We start from the raw sequence: 16,113 nt of genomic DNA, 5'->3' as shown, positions 1-16,113 counted from the left end.
CACCTAGCTTCAAGAGAGGCGTAATGCAAATCTTACCCACGCTGGATGAAAAAGATGTCCATGTTCTTCTTCTGGATCCAGCCGGTCCTGCTCACAGTCGGGTCCATGAGCTTCTGCGCAGGGAGGGGATGGATGTTGTCTGCCGGCAGAGTGCTGAAATGATGCTGGAAGTGCTGGAGGCCCGCTGTCGTATCAATCAGGTGGACATGGTCATCTGCTGCACTCTCCAGAAAGGCATGAGCGCCGGGCAGTTCGTTCGCCGTGCCAAGGCGACTCCTGCCATGCAGGGCGTACCGGTGCTGATGCTGACGGAGGATGTATCCTCACGGGTTGAGCTGGACTGCTTTGAAAGCGGGGCCGATGCCTATCTTTCCAGCTCTGCCCATTCTGACCTGCTGCTGCTGCGGATACGCACGCTCCTGCATCTGGCGGAAGAAAAGCGCCAGCTTCATCCCCAATGGCACATGCGGCGGGCCAGGGTTGTCATCGTCCGTGCCCCTGATGATGAGACCCTGCTGGATTTCTGGAATGACCCCAGCATCATGGATCATGAAAACAGCCGGGACGGCACGGAGGAGGCTGGGCTGGGGGAGCTTCTCTGGCGGGATGGACACACGGTGACCTCTGTCACCCGCTCCAGTGATCTGCTGAATGGCGGCTGGCTGACAGGCCCGGACGGGCCGGACTGCATCGTGCTGGAGGACATACAGGATAACGAGACAGACCTCGCTTTCTGCCGTCTGCTGGACCAGCGCCGCCAGGCCCTGCGGGAGCAGGGGGGTACACCGTTCCGCATTCTCTGCATCATACAGGCAGCCCGCTTCCGGGGTGAATCCTGCGTGGCTTTTCTGGAAGCTGGCCTGGAGGACCTTGTTCCGAGTGACATGACGCCCATGGTGCTGGCTCTGCGCATCCGGGCCATGGTCCGGCGGCGGCGGGAGAATGAGGCGTTTCATCAGCGGGAGATGGAACGCCAGCAATCGGCTCTGGCGCTGGAGGCTGCACAGGCGCAGGCCTCGCTGGCGGAGGCTCTGGCCAGAGCCAACAAGGAGCTGGCCAAGGCGAATGAGGAGCTGGTGCAGACACAGGCCCGACTGGTCCAGACGGCCAAGATGGCTTCATTGGGAGAGCTGGTGGCCGGCATTGCCCATGAGATCAATAATCCTCTGGCGTTCACTCTGGGTCATGCCGATACGGTCGAGCGATGCCTGCACTGGATGGATACTGTCGTGCAGGATGAGGATGGTCAGACCCGCATTCGGCGGGCCAGGGACCGTCTGGCTGCGATGAAGACAGGGCTGGGGCGTATCCGGGACCTGGTCGTGCGTCTGCGCCGTTTCTCCCGTCTGGAAGAAGGAGAGTGGCGCATGGTGGATGTGGGCGAGGCGATAGAGACAGGGCTGGCCCTGGTCCGCCATAGGCTTGGCAGGTCCATTGCCGTGGACTGCCAGCTTGAGGCACCCCGGCAGCTGGTCTGCCAGGAAACACTGTTCCATCAGGCTGTCATGAATCTCATTGCCAATGCTGCCGATGCGCTGAATGATATGCGGCGGGAAGGGCAGAAGCATCATGATGGGCTGATACGGATTGCGACCCGTCTTTACGATGATGTTTATGAAATTACGGTAAGTGACAATGGTCCAGGCATAAAAGAGTCGATCCGCCCCTGGATTTTTGACCCGTTCTTCACCACGAAGGTGCAGGGGGAAGGGACAGGGTTGGGCCTTTCCATCGTTCATGGCATCGTGCAGGCCCATGGTGGAACCATCGACGTGACAGACGCCTGTGAGGCTGGAGATGGCTGCCAGAAAGATGGGCAGACCAATGGCGGGCGTGGTGCATATTTCGTGATTCGCCTTCCTGTCCACGAGACGGCAGAAGGCTGGGCTGTGCGGGAGCCTGAACGGCACAGGGCACAGGAGGAAGTAAAAACGGCATGAACGAGCCTTACAGTATCGAGGCCCAACCTTGTGTTCTTCTGGTGGATGATGAGGAAGAGATTCTCGTGGCACTCGGGGATCTGCTGGAGGAAAGCTGCACGGTTCTGACAGCGGCCGAGCCTGGCAGGGCCCTTGCCCTGCTGGCCGCCCATCCGGAGATTTCGGTCATCATTTCAGACCAGAGGATGCCGGGCATGACAGGGGACCAGTTTCTCAGCCGTGCCAGTGCCTGCTCCGACGCCCGGGCTATTCTGCTGACAGGATATGCGGATCTGGATGCCGTTGTGGCAGCCCTGAATCACGGCAGGATCGTTGCCTATGTGCACAAGCCGTGGGAGGCGGACCATGTGCTGTCCCTCGTCCATGAGGCACACAGGACATGGCAGGCCCAGAGGGCCCTGAAGGTGGAGCAGGCCCTGTTGCATGGCCTCATGGAGAGCCTGCCGTTCGGTCTGGTTTTTTCCGATGCGCAAGGCCGTTGTATCCGCAGCAACCGGCATCATCAGGGGACGTGCGAGAGTGACCATTACACGGCCATTCTTCAGCCTGTGATTGCCCGTCTGCGGGAAAAGGTCTGGGAGGACGGGCAGGCAGAGGAGCTTCTGGAGGTCGTGGCGGAAGATGGGCAGAGACGCTGGCACGAGATTGTCCGCCTGGCGCTGAAATGGCCGGAGGATGTCCCGCTGAAAGAGGCCTGGCAGGTCAGCATGGATCGGGACGTGACCCAGCGTGTGATGGTGGAAGACCGGCTGAACCGGGGTGAGCGGCTGGAAGCCCTGGGCCGTCTGGCCGGTGGTGTCGCGCATGATTTCAACAACCTGCTCACCATTCTGGGTAATTGTCTGGAGGCTCTTTCCGGGCAGTTGCAGGGAGATGAAGCGGCCCGTGCCACCCAGAAGAAGTGGTTGGTCCGGGCGTTGGAGACCGTGGAACGGGGGGAAGGGCTGACCCGCCGTCTGCTTCAGTTTGGCCGGGCGGGGCGGAATGGTGGGACGGTGCGCCCGTTTGACATCGCGGCTTTTCTGGAGGAACGGGCCAGCCTGTTCCGGCATGGTTTTTATGGAGCCGTCCCGGCCATCCGTTTTGTGCTGGACCTCCCGGAAAGGACTGTTCCCCCTGTATTGACCTGCCCGGAACAGCTGGAAATGGCCCTGCTCAACCTGTGTGTGAATGCCCGGGATGCGATGCCTGATGGCGGGACCGTGACTCTTTCTGCCAGCCGGATACGCCACGTCCTGCCTGCTGCCCCATCCAGTTGCGAGCAGGATCATGCGCTGGCCCTTGATGTCCGGGACGAAGGGGAAGGCATGAGTGAAGAGGTCCAGCGCCATATTTTTGAGCCTTTTTTCACCACCAAGCAGGCGGGGAAAGGCACAGGACTGGGGCTGGCTGGCATTTACAGTTTCGTTCTGGCCCATCATGGGGATGTTGTTGTGCAGAGCCGACCCGGAGAGGGAACGGTGATGCGTCTTCTGTTACCCTTGCTGAAACAGTGAGCCGAGGACATTTCGGAGGGGAGCGGTTCCCATTTTGGTGCCTCCAGTTATGATGGATCGCACGAACATAAATTGATGAAGGAAGGGGGATGGCATGGCCGATAGGGAAGCCTGTTTTGTTCAGCCGCAGGAAGATGATGCAGCACAGGCCATCACGGCCATCGGGGATGAACTGGCGCTGTTCGATGACTGGATGGAGCGTTATCAGTACATCATCGAGATGGGGAGGAAACTGCCGGACTTTCCGCAGGATTGGCAGGATGACGCGCACCGGGTGCCGGGTTGCCAGAGCCAGGTCTGGCTTGAAGCTGAGGAAAAAAACGGATGTCTGTTTTTTGCTGGTGCGTCTGACGCCGCTATCGTTCAGGGGCTGGTGGCGTTGCTGCTGCGTGTCTATTCCGGTCGTACACGGGATGAGATTCTGGCGACTGACCCGGTTTTTCTGCATGAGCTGGGATTGGTGAAGGCGCTTTCAGCCAATCGGGGCAATGGCGTGGAGGCCATGGCAAAAGCCATCCGGCAAAGAGCCGCCGCAGTCTGAGCCGTTGGCCGGAACAGGAAAGGCCCTCTGGCGGTAAAACCAGAGGGCATTTTCATGCAGGGGCTGTCCCCGTGTCTCAGTGCGTGGCCGGAGCCGCAGCATCGGTGGCAGGCATGTCGGACTTCATCGGGTTGGAGCTGTCCTTCACGCTGTCAGCTGTAGCTTCGGCCTTTTCGGCCGGCTTGGCGCTGGCGGCATCCTGAGTGTTGCACTTGCTGAATTTGCCGTTCTTGTCGCGGCAGGGCTTGGCCTTCGGCTTTTCACACTTTGTGAACTGACCTTTCTCATTGCGGCAGTGGTGAGCCTTGCCATGAGAGGCGGCAAAGGCAACCTGGCTGGTCAGGGCACTGGCAATGAGGGCGAATGTGGCCATGCGACGGAACATCATGGGGGTTTTCCTTCTGTCAGAACAGGGAACGAATAGGCTGGCATTATCCTATACAGGAAATTCAGGCTGGTGATAGTGAAGTCTATGTTATTTTTAAAGAATAACGGCCAGTCATTACCAAATATTATCAATTGAGGTTGGGTGGGGGACAGGGCTCTGGAATTGTCTCCATCGTCCCGGGTTACTGATAGTGCTGCACGGGAAGGATATTGGCTGCTGGCCTGTATGGTCCGGGATCAGCCGCATGATGAAAAAAGGGGAGGCCCGGCTGGACCTCCCCTTTTCTGTTTTGTGACAACCTGTTTGTCAGGGTCTCACTTCTTCTCGGCCTGTTCCGGCAGAGCATAGGCGATCAGATAATCACCCATCCGGCTCAGGAAGGAGCCATGCCCACCAGCGTAGGTCACGATGTACTGGCGACCGTTGATGCTGTAGGTCATCGGTGCAGACTGTGCCCCGGCAGGGAGACGGTCTTTCCAGATGACATGGCCGGTCGTCAGGTCATAGGCCCGGATGTAGTAGTCCTGCGATGATGTCAGGAAGGCTACATTGCCAGCCGTTGCCAGCGGGCCACCAAGGCTCGGGACACCGATCTTGATGGGCGGCAGCTGGATCGGGAGGGACGAGCCATGCAGGGAGTCACGCAGCGTACCATTGCGGTGCTGCCAGACAACCTTGTTGGTGCGCAGGTCGATCCCGGCGACAGCCCCCCACGGTGGCGTGCGGCACGGCACGAAAAGGCCGAACTTGGCAAACAGCGGGTCTAGGAAGGGATGCAGGTTGACGGCGTACGGGATGCCGTAATTCGGCTGGAGACCCGTCTCACCGCCGCTGCCACCCTTGTCACCATTCGGGTCGGGCCAGCGCGGGTTGCCCGGGCCACGGGGAACCAGAGTGGAGACAAACGGAATGGAGATGGGGTTGGAGAAGGCTACCTGGCGGCGAGGATCAACCGCAAGGCCGCCCCACTCGAACATGCCCAGATCGCCAGGGAAAACCAGCGTCCCCTGCGTGGAAGGCGGCGTATAGGGCCCCTCGTAACGCAGGCTGTGGAAGTAGATGCTGCACACCATCTGGTCAAGGATCGTGGCCCCCCAGATGTCACGGTCGGACAGCGGATCTTTCGGGCGCAGGCTCAGCTCGGAATGGGGCTGGGTCGGGCTTGTATGGTCACCCGTGGCAGCGCCACCCGGGGCAGGAACCTCCGGTGCCGGAACGATCGGCTTGCCGGTGCGGCGGTCCAGAACAAAAATGTCACCACTTTTGGTCGGGATGTAGATGGCCGGAACCAGGCTGCCATCCTTCTGGGTGATGTCCACAAGGTTGGGCTGTGCGGAGGCATCCATGTCCCAGAGGTCATGATGGACGGTCTGGTAGAACCAGACGAGCTTGCCCGTGTCCGCATTCAGCGCAATGACACCCGGCGGATAGCGTTCGGCATCCTTGTCACGGTAGCCACCCCACTGGTCAGGCGTGCCAACCCCCATGGGGATGTACACCATGTTCAGGTTCTTGTCGTAAGACGAGACGGACCAGGAGTTGGGGGAGTTCGGATGGAAATGCGGATGCTCTTCGCTCGGCATTTCATTCGGGTCAGGATTGGCGGCGTCGAATACCCAGACAAGCTTGCCCGTGTAGACGTCATAGGCCCGTGTTGCCCCGGAAGGCTGGTGGACGGAGCCGTTGTCCTTCACTGCACTGTTGACGATGATCAGCTTGTCGGTAACGACGGGCGGTGATGTCGGGGCATACTCCCCAGCCGTCGTGTAAGGCTGGTGGGAGAAGCGCAGATCGACCTGGCCGTTGTCCCCAAAGCCCTGGCAGACCTTGCCTGTCTGTGCGTCGATCTCGACCATGCGGCCGTCATTGACCATGGCAATGATGCGCTTGGTGCAGTCTGTCGTGGTGACAGGCTGGCCGCTGCTGTCGACGGCATTTTCAGGCTTCGTGTGGGCACTGACGCCACGGCATGTCAGATGCTGGAAGCCAGGATTGACGTTCAGCTTGGGGTCGAACACCCATTTCGTCTTCCCGGTCACGGCATCGACGGCAAAGACCTTCTGATGCAGGGAGCAGAAATAGAGCGTGTTGTCGAACTCCAGCGGCGTGGCCTCGTTGGTGGCCTCACCCGGGTCGCGGGACTTGTCCGGCAGGTCACCGGTCCGCATGACCCAGGCAACCTTCAGCTGGTTGACGTTCTGGCTGTTGACCTGTGTCAGAGGGGACCAGTGATTGCCATCCTGCGTGCGTGCGTAGGAGGTCCAGTCACCATCCGGCACGTTGTCCGGGTTTGCCGGGCTGGCATTGACCTGCTCCGTAGGCAGGGAACCACCGATGTCATACGGGTCCATGAAGGCGGAAACCACCAGTGCCAGGGCACTGAGGACCACGCCGATGCCCAGAGGAATGGTGGCCAGCCGGTTGGCGGCCAGCGGACGGCGGATGAAAGGAAGCAGCAGGACGATGCCGATGACGATGACCACATCCAGCCGGGGCACGAGGCTCCAGAGGTTGAGGCCTACGAGGCAGAGAGCCCAGATGAGCGTGCCAAGCAGGACGACCGCATAGACAGCAAGGCCGATCGGCTTCCGTTTATGGACGAAGAACGCGCTGAGCAGCGTGCCCAGCCCGCTGATGAGATAATAGAAGGGACCGCCTTCGCTGATGGCATAGATACCACCGGCAACCAGCAGCAGGCCGACGATCGCCATGAGGATGGCAACCAGCGAGACCCAGATTCCCCCTGTACGGGAAGTGGAGGACATGGATAAGCCTCAGTGTTGTTAAACTCGATCACTCAACCTGGATAAGCGTTGCCCTGACAGGAATGTCCCGTCATGGATGATGATCTCCTGCCTTTAAGCACAGGGAAGGGGCCATGGGTCAAGCATCAGGGGGTAATAATTCGGACTGGATGAGTGCCTCTATCATCATATTCACAACCATGTGATATTTACTTCACAATAGTTAATGCTCACTGCTCAAAAAACATGCCGTTCTGATGCGGTTTTTGCTTGAGGCCGTCCCCCGTTGTCCCTATAAGCGCCAACAGGTCGTGCACGCGCCCGGGCCATATGATGTGGCATGCCCGGCCGTGCGGTTTCCGTTGTCCACTAGGGGAATGGGAACTTCAGAACTGTAAGGAGATGAAAATGCCCAAATTGAAGACGAAGTCTTCGGTCAAGAAGCGGTTCAAGATCACCGCGACTGGCAAGGTGACCTGTGGTCCCGGCAACAAACGCCATGGCCTGATTAACCGTCCGCAGAAGATGAAGCGCAGCAACCGTGGTCCGCAGACAATGACGGACATGGATGCCCGTACCGTCAAACAGTGGGCACCCTACGGGCTGTCATAAGGAGTTAAGAAACCATGGCACGTGTTAAACGGGGTACGACCACCCACGCCCGTCACAAGAAGGTCCTTGATCTGGCCAAAGGCTATCGCGGGCGTTCTTCCACAAACTATCGCATCGCTCTGGAGCGCGTCGAGAAGGCACTGCGTTATGCCTATCGCGACCGCCGCAACAAGAAGCGTGATTTCCGCTCCCTGTGGATCCAGCGCATCAGCGCTGCCGTGCGTGAGCATGGCCTGACCTACAGCCGTTTCATCAACGGTCTGAACAAGGCCGGGATCGAGATCGACCGTAAGGTTCTGGCTGCCATCGCCTATGACGATGCAGCGGCCTTTGCCGAGATCGTACGCAAGGCTCAGGCAGCCCTGTAAGGGGATTCCTCATGCTTCATGGTCTGTTCCTGATGGACCGTGAGGAATGGGACTGATGATTGGCGGGCTGTTCTGGCAACGGAGCAGCCCGTTTTTCTTTGAGGCTGCTTCAGAAACGTTTCAACATCCGGACCTTCAGGGGCCGGGGCAGGAAGCGTTCCTGAAACAGGCTCATGAGATGATGGAAGACAGGCTATGGCCAATGACCTCGACACTCTGAAGGATGAGACACTGGCGGCCCTGAAACAGGCCAGCACCCATGGGGAATGGGATGCTGTCCGTGTGGGGACGCTGGGACGCTCAGGCAAACTGACCGGCCTGCTCCGGCAGCTCGGTTCGTTCTCGCACGAGGAGCGGAAAGAGCGGGGGCAGGCCCTCAACCGCCTGCGTGACGAGCTGACGGCCCTGATCGAGCAGCGTGGCAGGGAGATCGAGGAGCTGGCCCTCCAGCAGCGTCTGGCGGAGGAGACGGTGGACATCACCCAGCCTCCCGCCCCGGCACCGGCCGGTCTCATCCATCCCGTCAGCCGGACGATCGAGGAAATCACGACCATCTTCGGGGCGATGGATTTCCATGTGGCGGAAGGGCCGGACATTGAAAGCCAGTGGCACAATTTTTCCGCCCTGAACACGCCGGAACATCATCCGGCCCGGACAGAGCAGGACACGTTCTACCTTCCGGCAGCCGGAGAAGGCGAGGACCTGCGGGTGCTGCGGACGCAGACATCCGGCGTGCAGGTCCGCACCATGCTGGGTGAGAAGCCCCCCATCCGCATCATCGCACCGGGCCGGACCTACCGGGCCGATCATGACGCCACCCATTCCCCCATGTTCCACCAGTGCGAGGGGCTGGTCATCGAGAAAGGCATCACGCTGGGCCATCTGAAGGGCTGCCTGACCGAATTCCTGCGGGCCTTCTTTGGTCAGCCGGACCTGCCTGTCCGGTTCCGTGCCTCCTACTTCCCCTTTACCGAACCATCCATGGAAATTGACATCGGCTGGTCCCGGGAGACAGGCGTGATCGGTGCCGGGGCGGACTGGCTGGAAGTGCTGGGTGCCGGCATGGTCCATGCCCGGGTGCTGAGCAACTGCGGGCTGGACCCGGCAGAGTGGCAGGGCTTTGCCTTCGGCATGGGGATCGAACGTCTGGCCATGCTGAAGAATGGCATCACGGACCTGCGGTCCTTCTATGAAAGTGACCTGCGCTGGCTGCGTCATTACGGTTTTTCATCACTGTCCCCGGCAACGCTGACGGAGGGTTTCTGACATGAAATTTTCACTCTCATGGTTGCGGGATCACCTCGATTTTACCGCCTCTCTGGACGAGATATGCACGACGCTGAACCGCATCGGCCTTGAGGTCGAAAGCGTGGATGACCCGACGGAACGTCTGGCCGGGTTCCGTACGGCAAAGATTCTGGAGGCTTCTCCCCATCCGGATGCAGACCGCCTTCAGCTCTGCCGTGTCTCGGCCGGTCAGGGCTTCGAGGACGTTCAGGTCGTCTGTGGTGCGCCGAATGCCCGCACGGGGCTGCATGTCATTTTCGCTCCGCCGGGGACCTACATTCCCGGCAGTGACATGACGATCAAGCCCGGCAAGATTCGGGGACAGGCCAGCAACGGGATGCTCTGCTCCCTGCGGGAGCTCGGGATCGGTGAGGAGTCCAATGGCATTGCTGAACTGCCTGATGGTTCTCCGCTGGGTGAGGATTATGTCCGCCATGCCCGGCTGGATGACCCCGTCATCGAGATTGCCATCACGCCCAACCGTGGCGATGCGCTGAGCGTCCGGGGCATTGCCCGTGACCTCGCCGCTGCGGGGCTGGGCACCCTGAAGCCGTGGCTGACGGAGACGGTGGAAGGGCAGGGTGAAAGCCCGATCCAGTGGGAGATCAGCCACCCGGCCTGCCGTTATGTTACGGGGCGGCTGATCCGTGGCGTGAAGAATGGCCCCAGCCCGGCCTGGCTGAAGCGTCGTCTGGAGAGCGTGGGGCTGCGGCCGCAATCCGCCCTGGTGGATGTGACCAACTATCTGATGATGCATGTCGGGCGGCCGCTGCATGTTTTTGATGCCGCCCGCCTGACCGGTGACAGGCTTTCCCTGACATCCGGCACGGGGGAGCATTTCCGTGCGCTGGATGGGCAGGAGCTGGTTCTGGGCACGGATGATCTCGTCATTGCGGATGAGGCCGGGGTGCAGTCGCTGGCGGGCATCATTGGCGGTGAGGCCAGTGCGGTGACCGATGAGACGGTCGATGTCTTCGTGGAATCCGCCCTGTTTGACCCGGTGCGCATCGCCCTGACAGGCCGCCGCCTTGGGGTGCAGACGGATGCCCGTTACCGTTTCGAGCGTGGTGTGGATCAGGCTCTCGTACGTTCCGGTCTGGAAGCCGCCACGGCCCTGATCGTGGAGCTGTGTGGCGGCACGCCAAGTGAGGTGACCGAGGCGGGGGCGGAACCGGCATGGCAGAGAACCGCCAGCCTGCGTTTCGAGCGTCTGGCCTCGCTGGGCGGTCTGGAGATCGAGGCGGACAGGGCCGTGGACATCCTCGAGGCCCTGGGGTTTGAGGTGCAGGAGCGCACGGCAGAGAAGGCCGTGTTCTCCGTGCCGTCATGGCGGAATGACGTGGCGGCAGGGCATGGTCTGGCACAGGCTGTCACGCTCGATGCCGCTGTGGCCGAACGGGCTGCCGCCAGTGTGGAGGTCATGGAAGCCGAGGCCGATCTGGTCGAGGAGGTTCTGCGCATCCGTGGTCTGGATGAAGTTCCGGCCCTGTCCCTGCCCCGTGCCCATATGGTGCCTGCTCCGGCGGTGACACCACAGCAGGCCCGGGTAGCCCTTCTGCGCCGCCTGTGTGCGGGGCGTGGCCTGATGGAGACCGTTGGTTTTTCCTTCGTGTCCGATCAGGATGCGGCCCTGTTTGAAGAAGGACGGGAGCAGGACCGGTTGCTGAACCCGATTGCAACGGACCTGAACCAGCTGCGGCCGACACCAATCATCAACCTGCTGCGTGCCCTTGGGCGGAATCTGGCTCACGGGCAGGGCTTCAGCGGGGATGCCTCCTTCTTCGAGCTTGGCCCCTGCTTCGGGCAGCAGGGCACCCGTATGGTGCTGGCTGGTGTGCGGGGTGGCGTGAGTGGCCGAGCTCCGGGTCAGTTTGCCGAGGAACCATCATGGATGGATGCCAAGGCCGATCTCATGGCGGCTCTTGCAGCTCTCGGTGTGGCCGAGGCTTCCCTGAGCAGCACGGCGGATGCGCCGGGCTATTACCATCCGGGGCGTTCCGGTGTCGTGCGGCAGGGGCCCAAGCTGGTGCTGGGCAGCTTCGGTGAGCTGCACCCCCGTGTGGCCCGTCACTTCGGCCTGAGCGGCACAGTGGCGCTCTTTGAGATGACGCTGGACAGGGTTCCGCTGCCCAAGGTGAAGCGGAAGGCTGCCCCGACGCTGTCGGTCCTTCAGCCTGTCCGTCGTGACTTTGCCTTCCTGGCTGATGAAAAGGTGCAGATACAGGATGTGCTGAAGGCTGTCCGTATGGCAGACCGCAAGTTGATCACGGATGTGCGTCTTTTCGACATCTTTGAGGGTGGCTCCGTTCCGGCAGGGCATCGCTCTCTGGGAGTGGAGGTGACCCTCCAGCCGCAGAAAGACAGCCTGACGGATACTCAGCTTGATGCGCTGATGACGGCTGTAGAAAGTGCCGTCCAGAAGGCGACGGGGGCAACGCTGCGGCGTTGAGCCCTGCAACGGCGGGAAAGAAGGAGAGGCTGCCATGGTGGATGAGAGTGCCCCTGTAGAGGGTGAGGTTCCCCTTCATCACCATGGCCGGGTGATCTGGATTCTGGCCGGTGAGCCCAGTGGGGACAGTATCGGGGCCCGTCTGATGCAGGCCCTGCACCGCATTGACCCGATGCTGGTCTTTGCTGGTGTTGGCGGAGGGCGGATGGAGGCCCGGGGCCTGCGGAGCCTCTTCCCGATGGAAGACCTGACGGTCATGGGGTTCATGGAAGTCCTGCCCCGGTTGCGCCTTCTGTCACAGAGGCTGCTGGAAGCTGAGCAGGATATTGAGCTGCGCCGTCCTGATATTGTCATCACCATTGATAGCCCGGGTTTTTCGTTCCGGCTTCTGCGGCGCATCCGCAAGCTGAATGTCCGGCGCCTGCATTATGTAGCGCCGCAGACATGGGCCTGGCGGGAGAGTCGGGTCAAAGGGTATCGGGGGTTGTGGGACAGGCTGCTCTGCCTTTTCCCGTTTGAGGAAGCATGGTTTGCCGAACGGGGCCTGCCCGAGGCCCGGTTTGTCGGCCATCCCATCCTGCAATCGGGCGTGGCGCATGGTCAGGCACAGCGTTTCCATAAACGGCATGACATTCGGTCGGACAGCCCTATTCTGATCCTCATGCCGGGCAGCCGGTCCTCCGAGGTCCCAAAGCTGCTGCCTGTTTTTGAGAAGACTCTCGGAATTCTTCATGAACGTTTCCCCGATCTTCAGCCCGTCATTCCGGCCACGTCGGGCATGGCCCCACTCGTGAAGAAGATGGTGCGGCACTGGGCGGTTCACCCCTCCATCCTGACGGATACGGAGGACAAGCACGATGCTATCCGGGCTGCTGACTGTGCCCTGACCAAATCGGGTACATCCATTCTGGAGCTGGCCATAGGGCAGGTACCCATGGTGGTCACCTACAGGGTCAATCCGCTTTCAGCCCTGCTGGGGCGGCTTTTCCTGCGGCTTCCCTTCATTTCCATGATCAATATTCTGGCAGGGCGTGAAGTCGTGCCAGAACTGGTCCAGCATGACTGTACTCCCCAGAAACTGGCGGATGAAATTACTTCTCTCCTGACAGATGGGGCAAAGCGGCAGGCCCAGCAGGAGGCTTTTGCCGATATTCTGGCCATGCTGGAAGCTCCGGGCGGGGAGCTGCCTGCCATGTCAGCGGCCAGAGAGGTATTGGCATTGATGGAAACGCCATTGTCTGAATTGCGGCGCTCATGAAAAAAGCCTGTCCTTGCTAGGGGACAGGCTTTTTTCATGCCGAAGGATGGCAACCTGGGAGTGCTTTCAGCGCAGGAAGCCAACCAGCTTTTCTGCCTCGCTCACAATCGGTTCCGAGACGGCACGGGCCCGTTCGGCTCCCTGGCGCAGGACCTGCATGAGGTGAGCTTTGTCATCCATCAGGCGGCGGGTTTCATCGGCCACGGGGGCCAGTGTTTCGACCAGCAGGTCAGCCAGAGCCTGCTTGAAGGTGCCGAAGCCTTGGCCGGCAAACTGGCCCAGCACGTCAGCCAACGTCCTGTTGGACATGGCAGCGTAGATGGTCAGCAGATTGCGGGCCTCCGGGCGGCCTTCCAACCCGGCTTCCTCGGAGGGCAGAGGTTCGGCATCCGTGCGGGCCTTGCGGATCTTCTGGGCGATATCGTCTGCCGTATCATTCAGGATGATGCGACTCTGGGCAGACGGGTCGGACTTGGACATCTTCTTGCTGCCGTCCCGCAGGCTCATCACACGGGCAGCATGAGGCGGAATGAGCGGTTCAATCAGCGGGAAGAACTCGACACCCATATCGTGGTTGAACTTCTGTGCGATGTCATTGGCCAGCTCAAGATGCTGCCGCTGGTCGTCACCCACGGGCACCCGTGTGGCGTGGAAGGCCAGAATGTCCGCCGCCATGAGGTTGGGATAGACATACAGGCCAGCGGAATGGTTTTCCCGGTTCTTGCCTGCCTTGTCCTTGAACTGTGTCATGCGGTTCAGCCAGCCCAGACGGGACACGCAGTTGAAAATCCAGCCGAGGCGGGCATGGGCACTGACGGCGGACTGGTTGTACAGGCGGGTCGGGTCGATGCCGGAGGCCAGAAGGCAGGCAGTGGAGGCCAGTGTCTGTTCACGCAGGGCCTCCGGGGACCATGGCATGGTCAGGGAGTGCATGTCCACAAGGCAGAACAGGCAGTCATGGTCCTTCTGCAAGGTGACCCAGTTGCGGATGGCTCCGAGATAATTGCCCAGATGGGGAATGCCTGTTGGCTGGATTCCTGAAAAAACACGCTGCATGAACATGGTCCTGACAGAAGGAAAAGACAAAAGCCGCCCCGCTCAGAGGTGAGGGGACGGCGGAAAACCCTGCTGGCTGGGCAGATGGCAGAAGGCTATGCCCTTATTGAAGGGAATTGTCATCCTCGACACCCAGAAGCTGGATCTTGAAGATCAGCGGGCTGTTGGGCGGGATGATCCCCATGGACCGTTTGCCATACCCCAGCTGGGGCGGGACATAGAGCTCCCACGTATCGCCAACACGCATCAGGGGCAGCCCTTCCATCCAGCCGTCGATGACACCATCAAGAGGCATCTCCATGTAGGCGGCGCCGGTGTGCATTTCCGAGGCATCAAAAATGCCCCCGTCTGGCAGGCGGCCCTCATAGATGACCATCATGGTGGCTCCCTTCTGTGGGTGGGGCGCATCCTTGGGGCCAGATTTCAGGACCTTGTAGGCCAGACCATCAGGCAGTTTCTGCACTCCGGGCTGTTTGTAGACCTGATCCATGAACTGCTGGGGTGTCAGGTCCGGTTTCTGGTCGCCAGAGCAGCCTGTCAGGCCGAGCAGACCAGCCAGAGCGCAGACCGGCAGATAACGGAAGAAAGAACGCAGACAACGGGACATGGAAATGCCTCTTTGCAAGCTGGGAGGAAAAGGCGGGCACCACCGGGCCGTCAGACCCGGTGGAGACGGCAGGCTCAGGGTGTGCCGCCGCGGCGTCCCTTGTTGGCACCCAGCCGCAGCCGCAGGGCGTTCAGACGGATGAAGCCCTGTGCATCCACCTGATTGTAGGCACCTTCGTCATCCTCGAAGGTCACGACACGGGCATCATACAGGCTGTCGGGGCTTTCACGGCCCACGCAGATGACATTGCCCTTGTAGAGCTTCAGGCGCACACGGCCATTGACGGATTTCTGGCTGCTGTCGATCAGGGCCTGAAGCATGTGACGCTCCGGGGAGAACCACAGGCCGTTATAGATCAGCTCGGCATAGCGGGGCATGATGCTGTCCTTGAGGTGGGCAGCTTCACGGTCCAGCGTGATGGACTCCATGGAGCGGTGCGCCTGGAGCAGGATGGTACCGCCGGGCGTCTCGTAAATGCCACGGGACTTCATGCCGACGAAGCGGTTCTCCACGATGTCGAGACGGCCGATGCCGTTGGCTTTGCCCAGCTCGTTGAGGCGGGCCAGCAGATTGGCCGGGGAGAGGGCTTCACCATTGATGGCCACCGGGTCACCATGCTTGAAGTCGATGGTGATCTCGGTTGCCTTGTCCGGGGCAGCTTCCGGGGAAATGGTGCGCTGGAAGACGATCTCATCCGGCGGCAGGGAGGGATCCTCCAGAATCTTCCCTTCGGAGGAAGAGTGCAGCAGGTTGGCATCGACGGAGAACGGAGCCTCGCCCCGCTTGTCCTTGGTGACAGGAATCTGGTTCTTCTCGGCAAAGTCCAGCAGCTTGGTGCGGGAGGTCAGGTCCCATTCACGCCATGGGGCGATAACCTTCACGTCCGGTTTCAGGGCGTAATAGGCCAGCTCGAAGCGGACCTGATCGTTCCCCTTGCCTGTCGCACCATGCGCCACGGCGTCCGCACCGACGGCCTCGGCAATCTCGATCTGGCGTTTGGAGATCAGCGGGCGGGCGATGGAGGTGCCCAGCAGGTACTGGCCTTCATAAACCGTGTTGGCACGGAACATCGGGAAGACGTAGTCCTTGACGAAGGTTTCCCGCAGGTCTTCGACAAAGATTTCCTTCACGCCAAGGGATTCAGCCTTGCGGCGTGCGGGTTCCAGCTCTTCCCCCTGACCGAGATCAGCCGTGAAGGTGACAACCTCGCAGCCATAATGCTCCTGAAGCCAGCGGAGAATGACGGACGTATCCAGCCCACCGGAATAGGCCAGAACGACTTTCTTGATGCCTGAGGCTTTGCTCATGATCGTTATATACCTCTGCTGAAAGACAGAACCAGATATCGTTAAGTTATTATGGTCTTG

Annotated in this window: 13 protein-coding genes; 8 read left to right on the top strand and 5 right to left on the bottom strand. The window is 60.6% G+C overall.

From position 1 onward, the window contains the following. Positions 1-23 precede the first annotated feature (23 nt). The 3 genes from DTI93_RS08010 to DTI93_RS08000 all read left to right on the top strand — a co-directional run bounded on the left by DTI93_RS08010 (position 24) and on the right by DTI93_RS08000 (position 3,977). Entirely contained in the window at positions 24-1,940 is a 1,917-nt protein-coding gene (locus tag DTI93_RS08010; protein ID WP_249080235.1) for a hybrid sensor histidine kinase/response regulator, read from the top strand. Next, a complete protein-coding gene (locus tag DTI93_RS08005; RefSeq protein WP_249080234.1) occupies positions 1,937-3,436 on the top strand; it encodes an ATP-binding protein in 1,500 nt (499 codons plus the stop codon). The genes DTI93_RS08010 and DTI93_RS08005 overlap by 4 nt, the downstream gene beginning before the upstream one ends. A 94-nt stretch (positions 3,437-3,530) precedes the next feature. Beyond that, on the top strand, positions 3,531-3,977 hold the full coding sequence (locus DTI93_RS08000; RefSeq protein WP_043557920.1) for a SufE family protein: 447 nt from the start codon (positions 3,531-3,533) through the stop codon (positions 3,975-3,977). A gap of 76 nt (positions 3,978-4,053) precedes the next feature. On the opposite strand, the gene DTI93_RS07995 is transcribed toward DTI93_RS08000, so the two are convergent. Both DTI93_RS07995 and DTI93_RS07990 read right to left on the bottom strand, forming a co-directional pair. After that, on the bottom strand, positions 4,054-4,365 hold the full coding sequence (locus DTI93_RS07995) for a hypothetical protein (RefSeq protein ID WP_197981626.1): 312 nt from the start codon (positions 4,363-4,365) through the stop codon (positions 4,054-4,056). Between the two features lie 314 nt (positions 4,366-4,679). Next, positions 4,680-7,130 carry a membrane-bound PQQ-dependent dehydrogenase, glucose/quinate/shikimate family gene (locus DTI93_RS07990; RefSeq protein WP_043557921.1) on the bottom strand — a complete coding sequence of 817 codons (2,451 nt, stop codon included), beginning with the start codon at positions 7,128-7,130 and terminating at the stop codon, positions 4,680-4,682. A gap of 387 nt (positions 7,131-7,517) precedes the next feature. Between DTI93_RS07990 and rpmI the strand changes: the two genes are divergently transcribed. The 5 genes from rpmI to lpxB all read left to right on the top strand — a co-directional run bounded on the left by rpmI (position 7,518) and on the right by lpxB (position 13,083). Beyond that, complete coding sequence (gene rpmI / locus DTI93_RS07985) at positions 7,518-7,721, top strand: 50S ribosomal protein L35 (protein WP_043557923.1); 204 nt, start codon at positions 7,518-7,520, stop codon at positions 7,719-7,721. A gap of 14 nt (positions 7,722-7,735) precedes the next feature. Next, the gene (gene rplT, locus DTI93_RS07980; RefSeq protein ID WP_043557924.1) at positions 7,736-8,089 is read left to right on the top strand and encodes a 50S ribosomal protein L20; all 354 of its coding nucleotides are present in this window, start codon (positions 7,736-7,738) and stop codon (positions 8,087-8,089) included. 195 nt (positions 8,090-8,284) lie between these two features. Continuing rightward, positions 8,285-9,355, top strand: a complete 1,071-nt coding sequence (pheS, locus tag DTI93_RS07975) for a phenylalanine--tRNA ligase subunit alpha (RefSeq protein ID WP_103765185.1) — start codon at positions 8,285-8,287, stop codon at positions 9,353-9,355. 1 nt (position 9,356) lies between these two features. Next, positions 9,357-11,825, top strand: a complete 2,469-nt coding sequence (gene pheT, locus DTI93_RS07970; protein ID WP_249080231.1) for a phenylalanine--tRNA ligase subunit beta — start codon at positions 9,357-9,359, stop codon at positions 11,823-11,825. Between the two features lie 34 nt (positions 11,826-11,859). Next, a complete protein-coding gene (lpxB, locus tag DTI93_RS07965; RefSeq protein ID WP_081563289.1) occupies positions 11,860-13,083 on the top strand; it encodes a lipid-A-disaccharide synthase in 1,224 nt (407 codons plus the stop codon). A 66-nt stretch (positions 13,084-13,149) separates the two neighbouring features. Here the strand turns inward: lpxB and trpS are convergent, their stop codons facing one another. The 3 genes from trpS to DTI93_RS07950 all read right to left on the bottom strand — a co-directional run bounded on the left by trpS (position 13,150) and on the right by DTI93_RS07950 (position 16,053). Next, positions 13,150-14,139: a tryptophan--tRNA ligase gene (gene trpS / locus DTI93_RS07960; RefSeq protein ID WP_086431348.1), complete on the bottom strand. Its 990-nt coding sequence runs from the start codon at positions 14,137-14,139 to the stop codon at positions 13,150-13,152. A 103-nt stretch (positions 14,140-14,242) separates the two neighbouring features. After that, on the bottom strand, positions 14,243-14,734 hold the full coding sequence (locus DTI93_RS07955; RefSeq protein WP_043558393.1) for an FKBP-type peptidyl-prolyl cis-trans isomerase: 492 nt from the start codon (positions 14,732-14,734) through the stop codon (positions 14,243-14,245). Between the two features lie 86 nt (positions 14,735-14,820). After that, on the bottom strand, positions 14,821-16,053 hold the full coding sequence (locus tag DTI93_RS07950) for an argininosuccinate synthase (protein WP_043557929.1): 1,233 nt from the start codon (positions 16,051-16,053) through the stop codon (positions 14,821-14,823). Positions 16,054-16,113: the final 60 nt, after the last annotated feature.

Origin of the sequence: Parasaccharibacter sp. TMW 2.1884 (assembly GCF_023337695.1) — a bacterium.
Taxonomy (GTDB): Bacteria; Pseudomonadota; Alphaproteobacteria; order Acetobacterales; family Acetobacteraceae; genus Bombella; species Bombella apis.
This window is presented reverse-complemented; position numbering and strand designations above follow the sequence as displayed.

Coding starts and splice junctions, on each gene's coding strand:
- rplT (WP_043557924.1), top strand. CDS start 7,736: ATGGCACGTGTTAAACGGGGTACGACCACCCACGCCCGTCACAAGAAG.
- trpS (WP_086431348.1), bottom strand. CDS start 14,139: ATGCAGCGTGTTTTTTCAGGAATCCAGCCAACAGGCATTCCCCATCTG.
- DTI93_RS07995 (WP_197981626.1), bottom strand. CDS start 4,365: ATGATGTTCCGTCGCATGGCCACATTCGCCCTCATTGCCAGTGCCCTG.
- DTI93_RS08000 (WP_043557920.1), top strand. CDS start 3,531: ATGGCCGATAGGGAAGCCTGTTTTGTTCAGCCGCAGGAAGATGATGCA.
- DTI93_RS08010 (WP_249080235.1), top strand. CDS start 24: ATGCAAATCTTACCCACGCTGGATGAAAAAGATGTCCATGTTCTTCTT.
- rpmI (WP_043557923.1), top strand. CDS start 7,518: ATGCCCAAATTGAAGACGAAGTCTTCGGTCAAGAAGCGGTTCAAGATC.
- pheT (WP_249080231.1), top strand. CDS start 9,357: ATGAAATTTTCACTCTCATGGTTGCGGGATCACCTCGATTTTACCGCC.
- lpxB (WP_081563289.1), top strand. CDS start 11,860: ATGGTGGATGAGAGTGCCCCTGTAGAGGGTGAGGTTCCCCTTCATCAC.
- DTI93_RS07950 (WP_043557929.1), bottom strand. CDS start 16,053: ATGAGCAAAGCCTCAGGCATCAAGAAAGTCGTTCTGGCCTATTCCGGT.
- DTI93_RS07990 (WP_043557921.1), bottom strand. CDS start 7,130: ATGTCCTCCACTTCCCGTACAGGGGGAATCTGGGTCTCGCTGGTTGCC.
- DTI93_RS08005 (WP_249080234.1), top strand. CDS start 1,937: ATGAACGAGCCTTACAGTATCGAGGCCCAACCTTGTGTTCTTCTGGTG.
- pheS (WP_103765185.1), top strand. CDS start 8,285: ATGGCCAATGACCTCGACACTCTGAAGGATGAGACACTGGCGGCCCTG.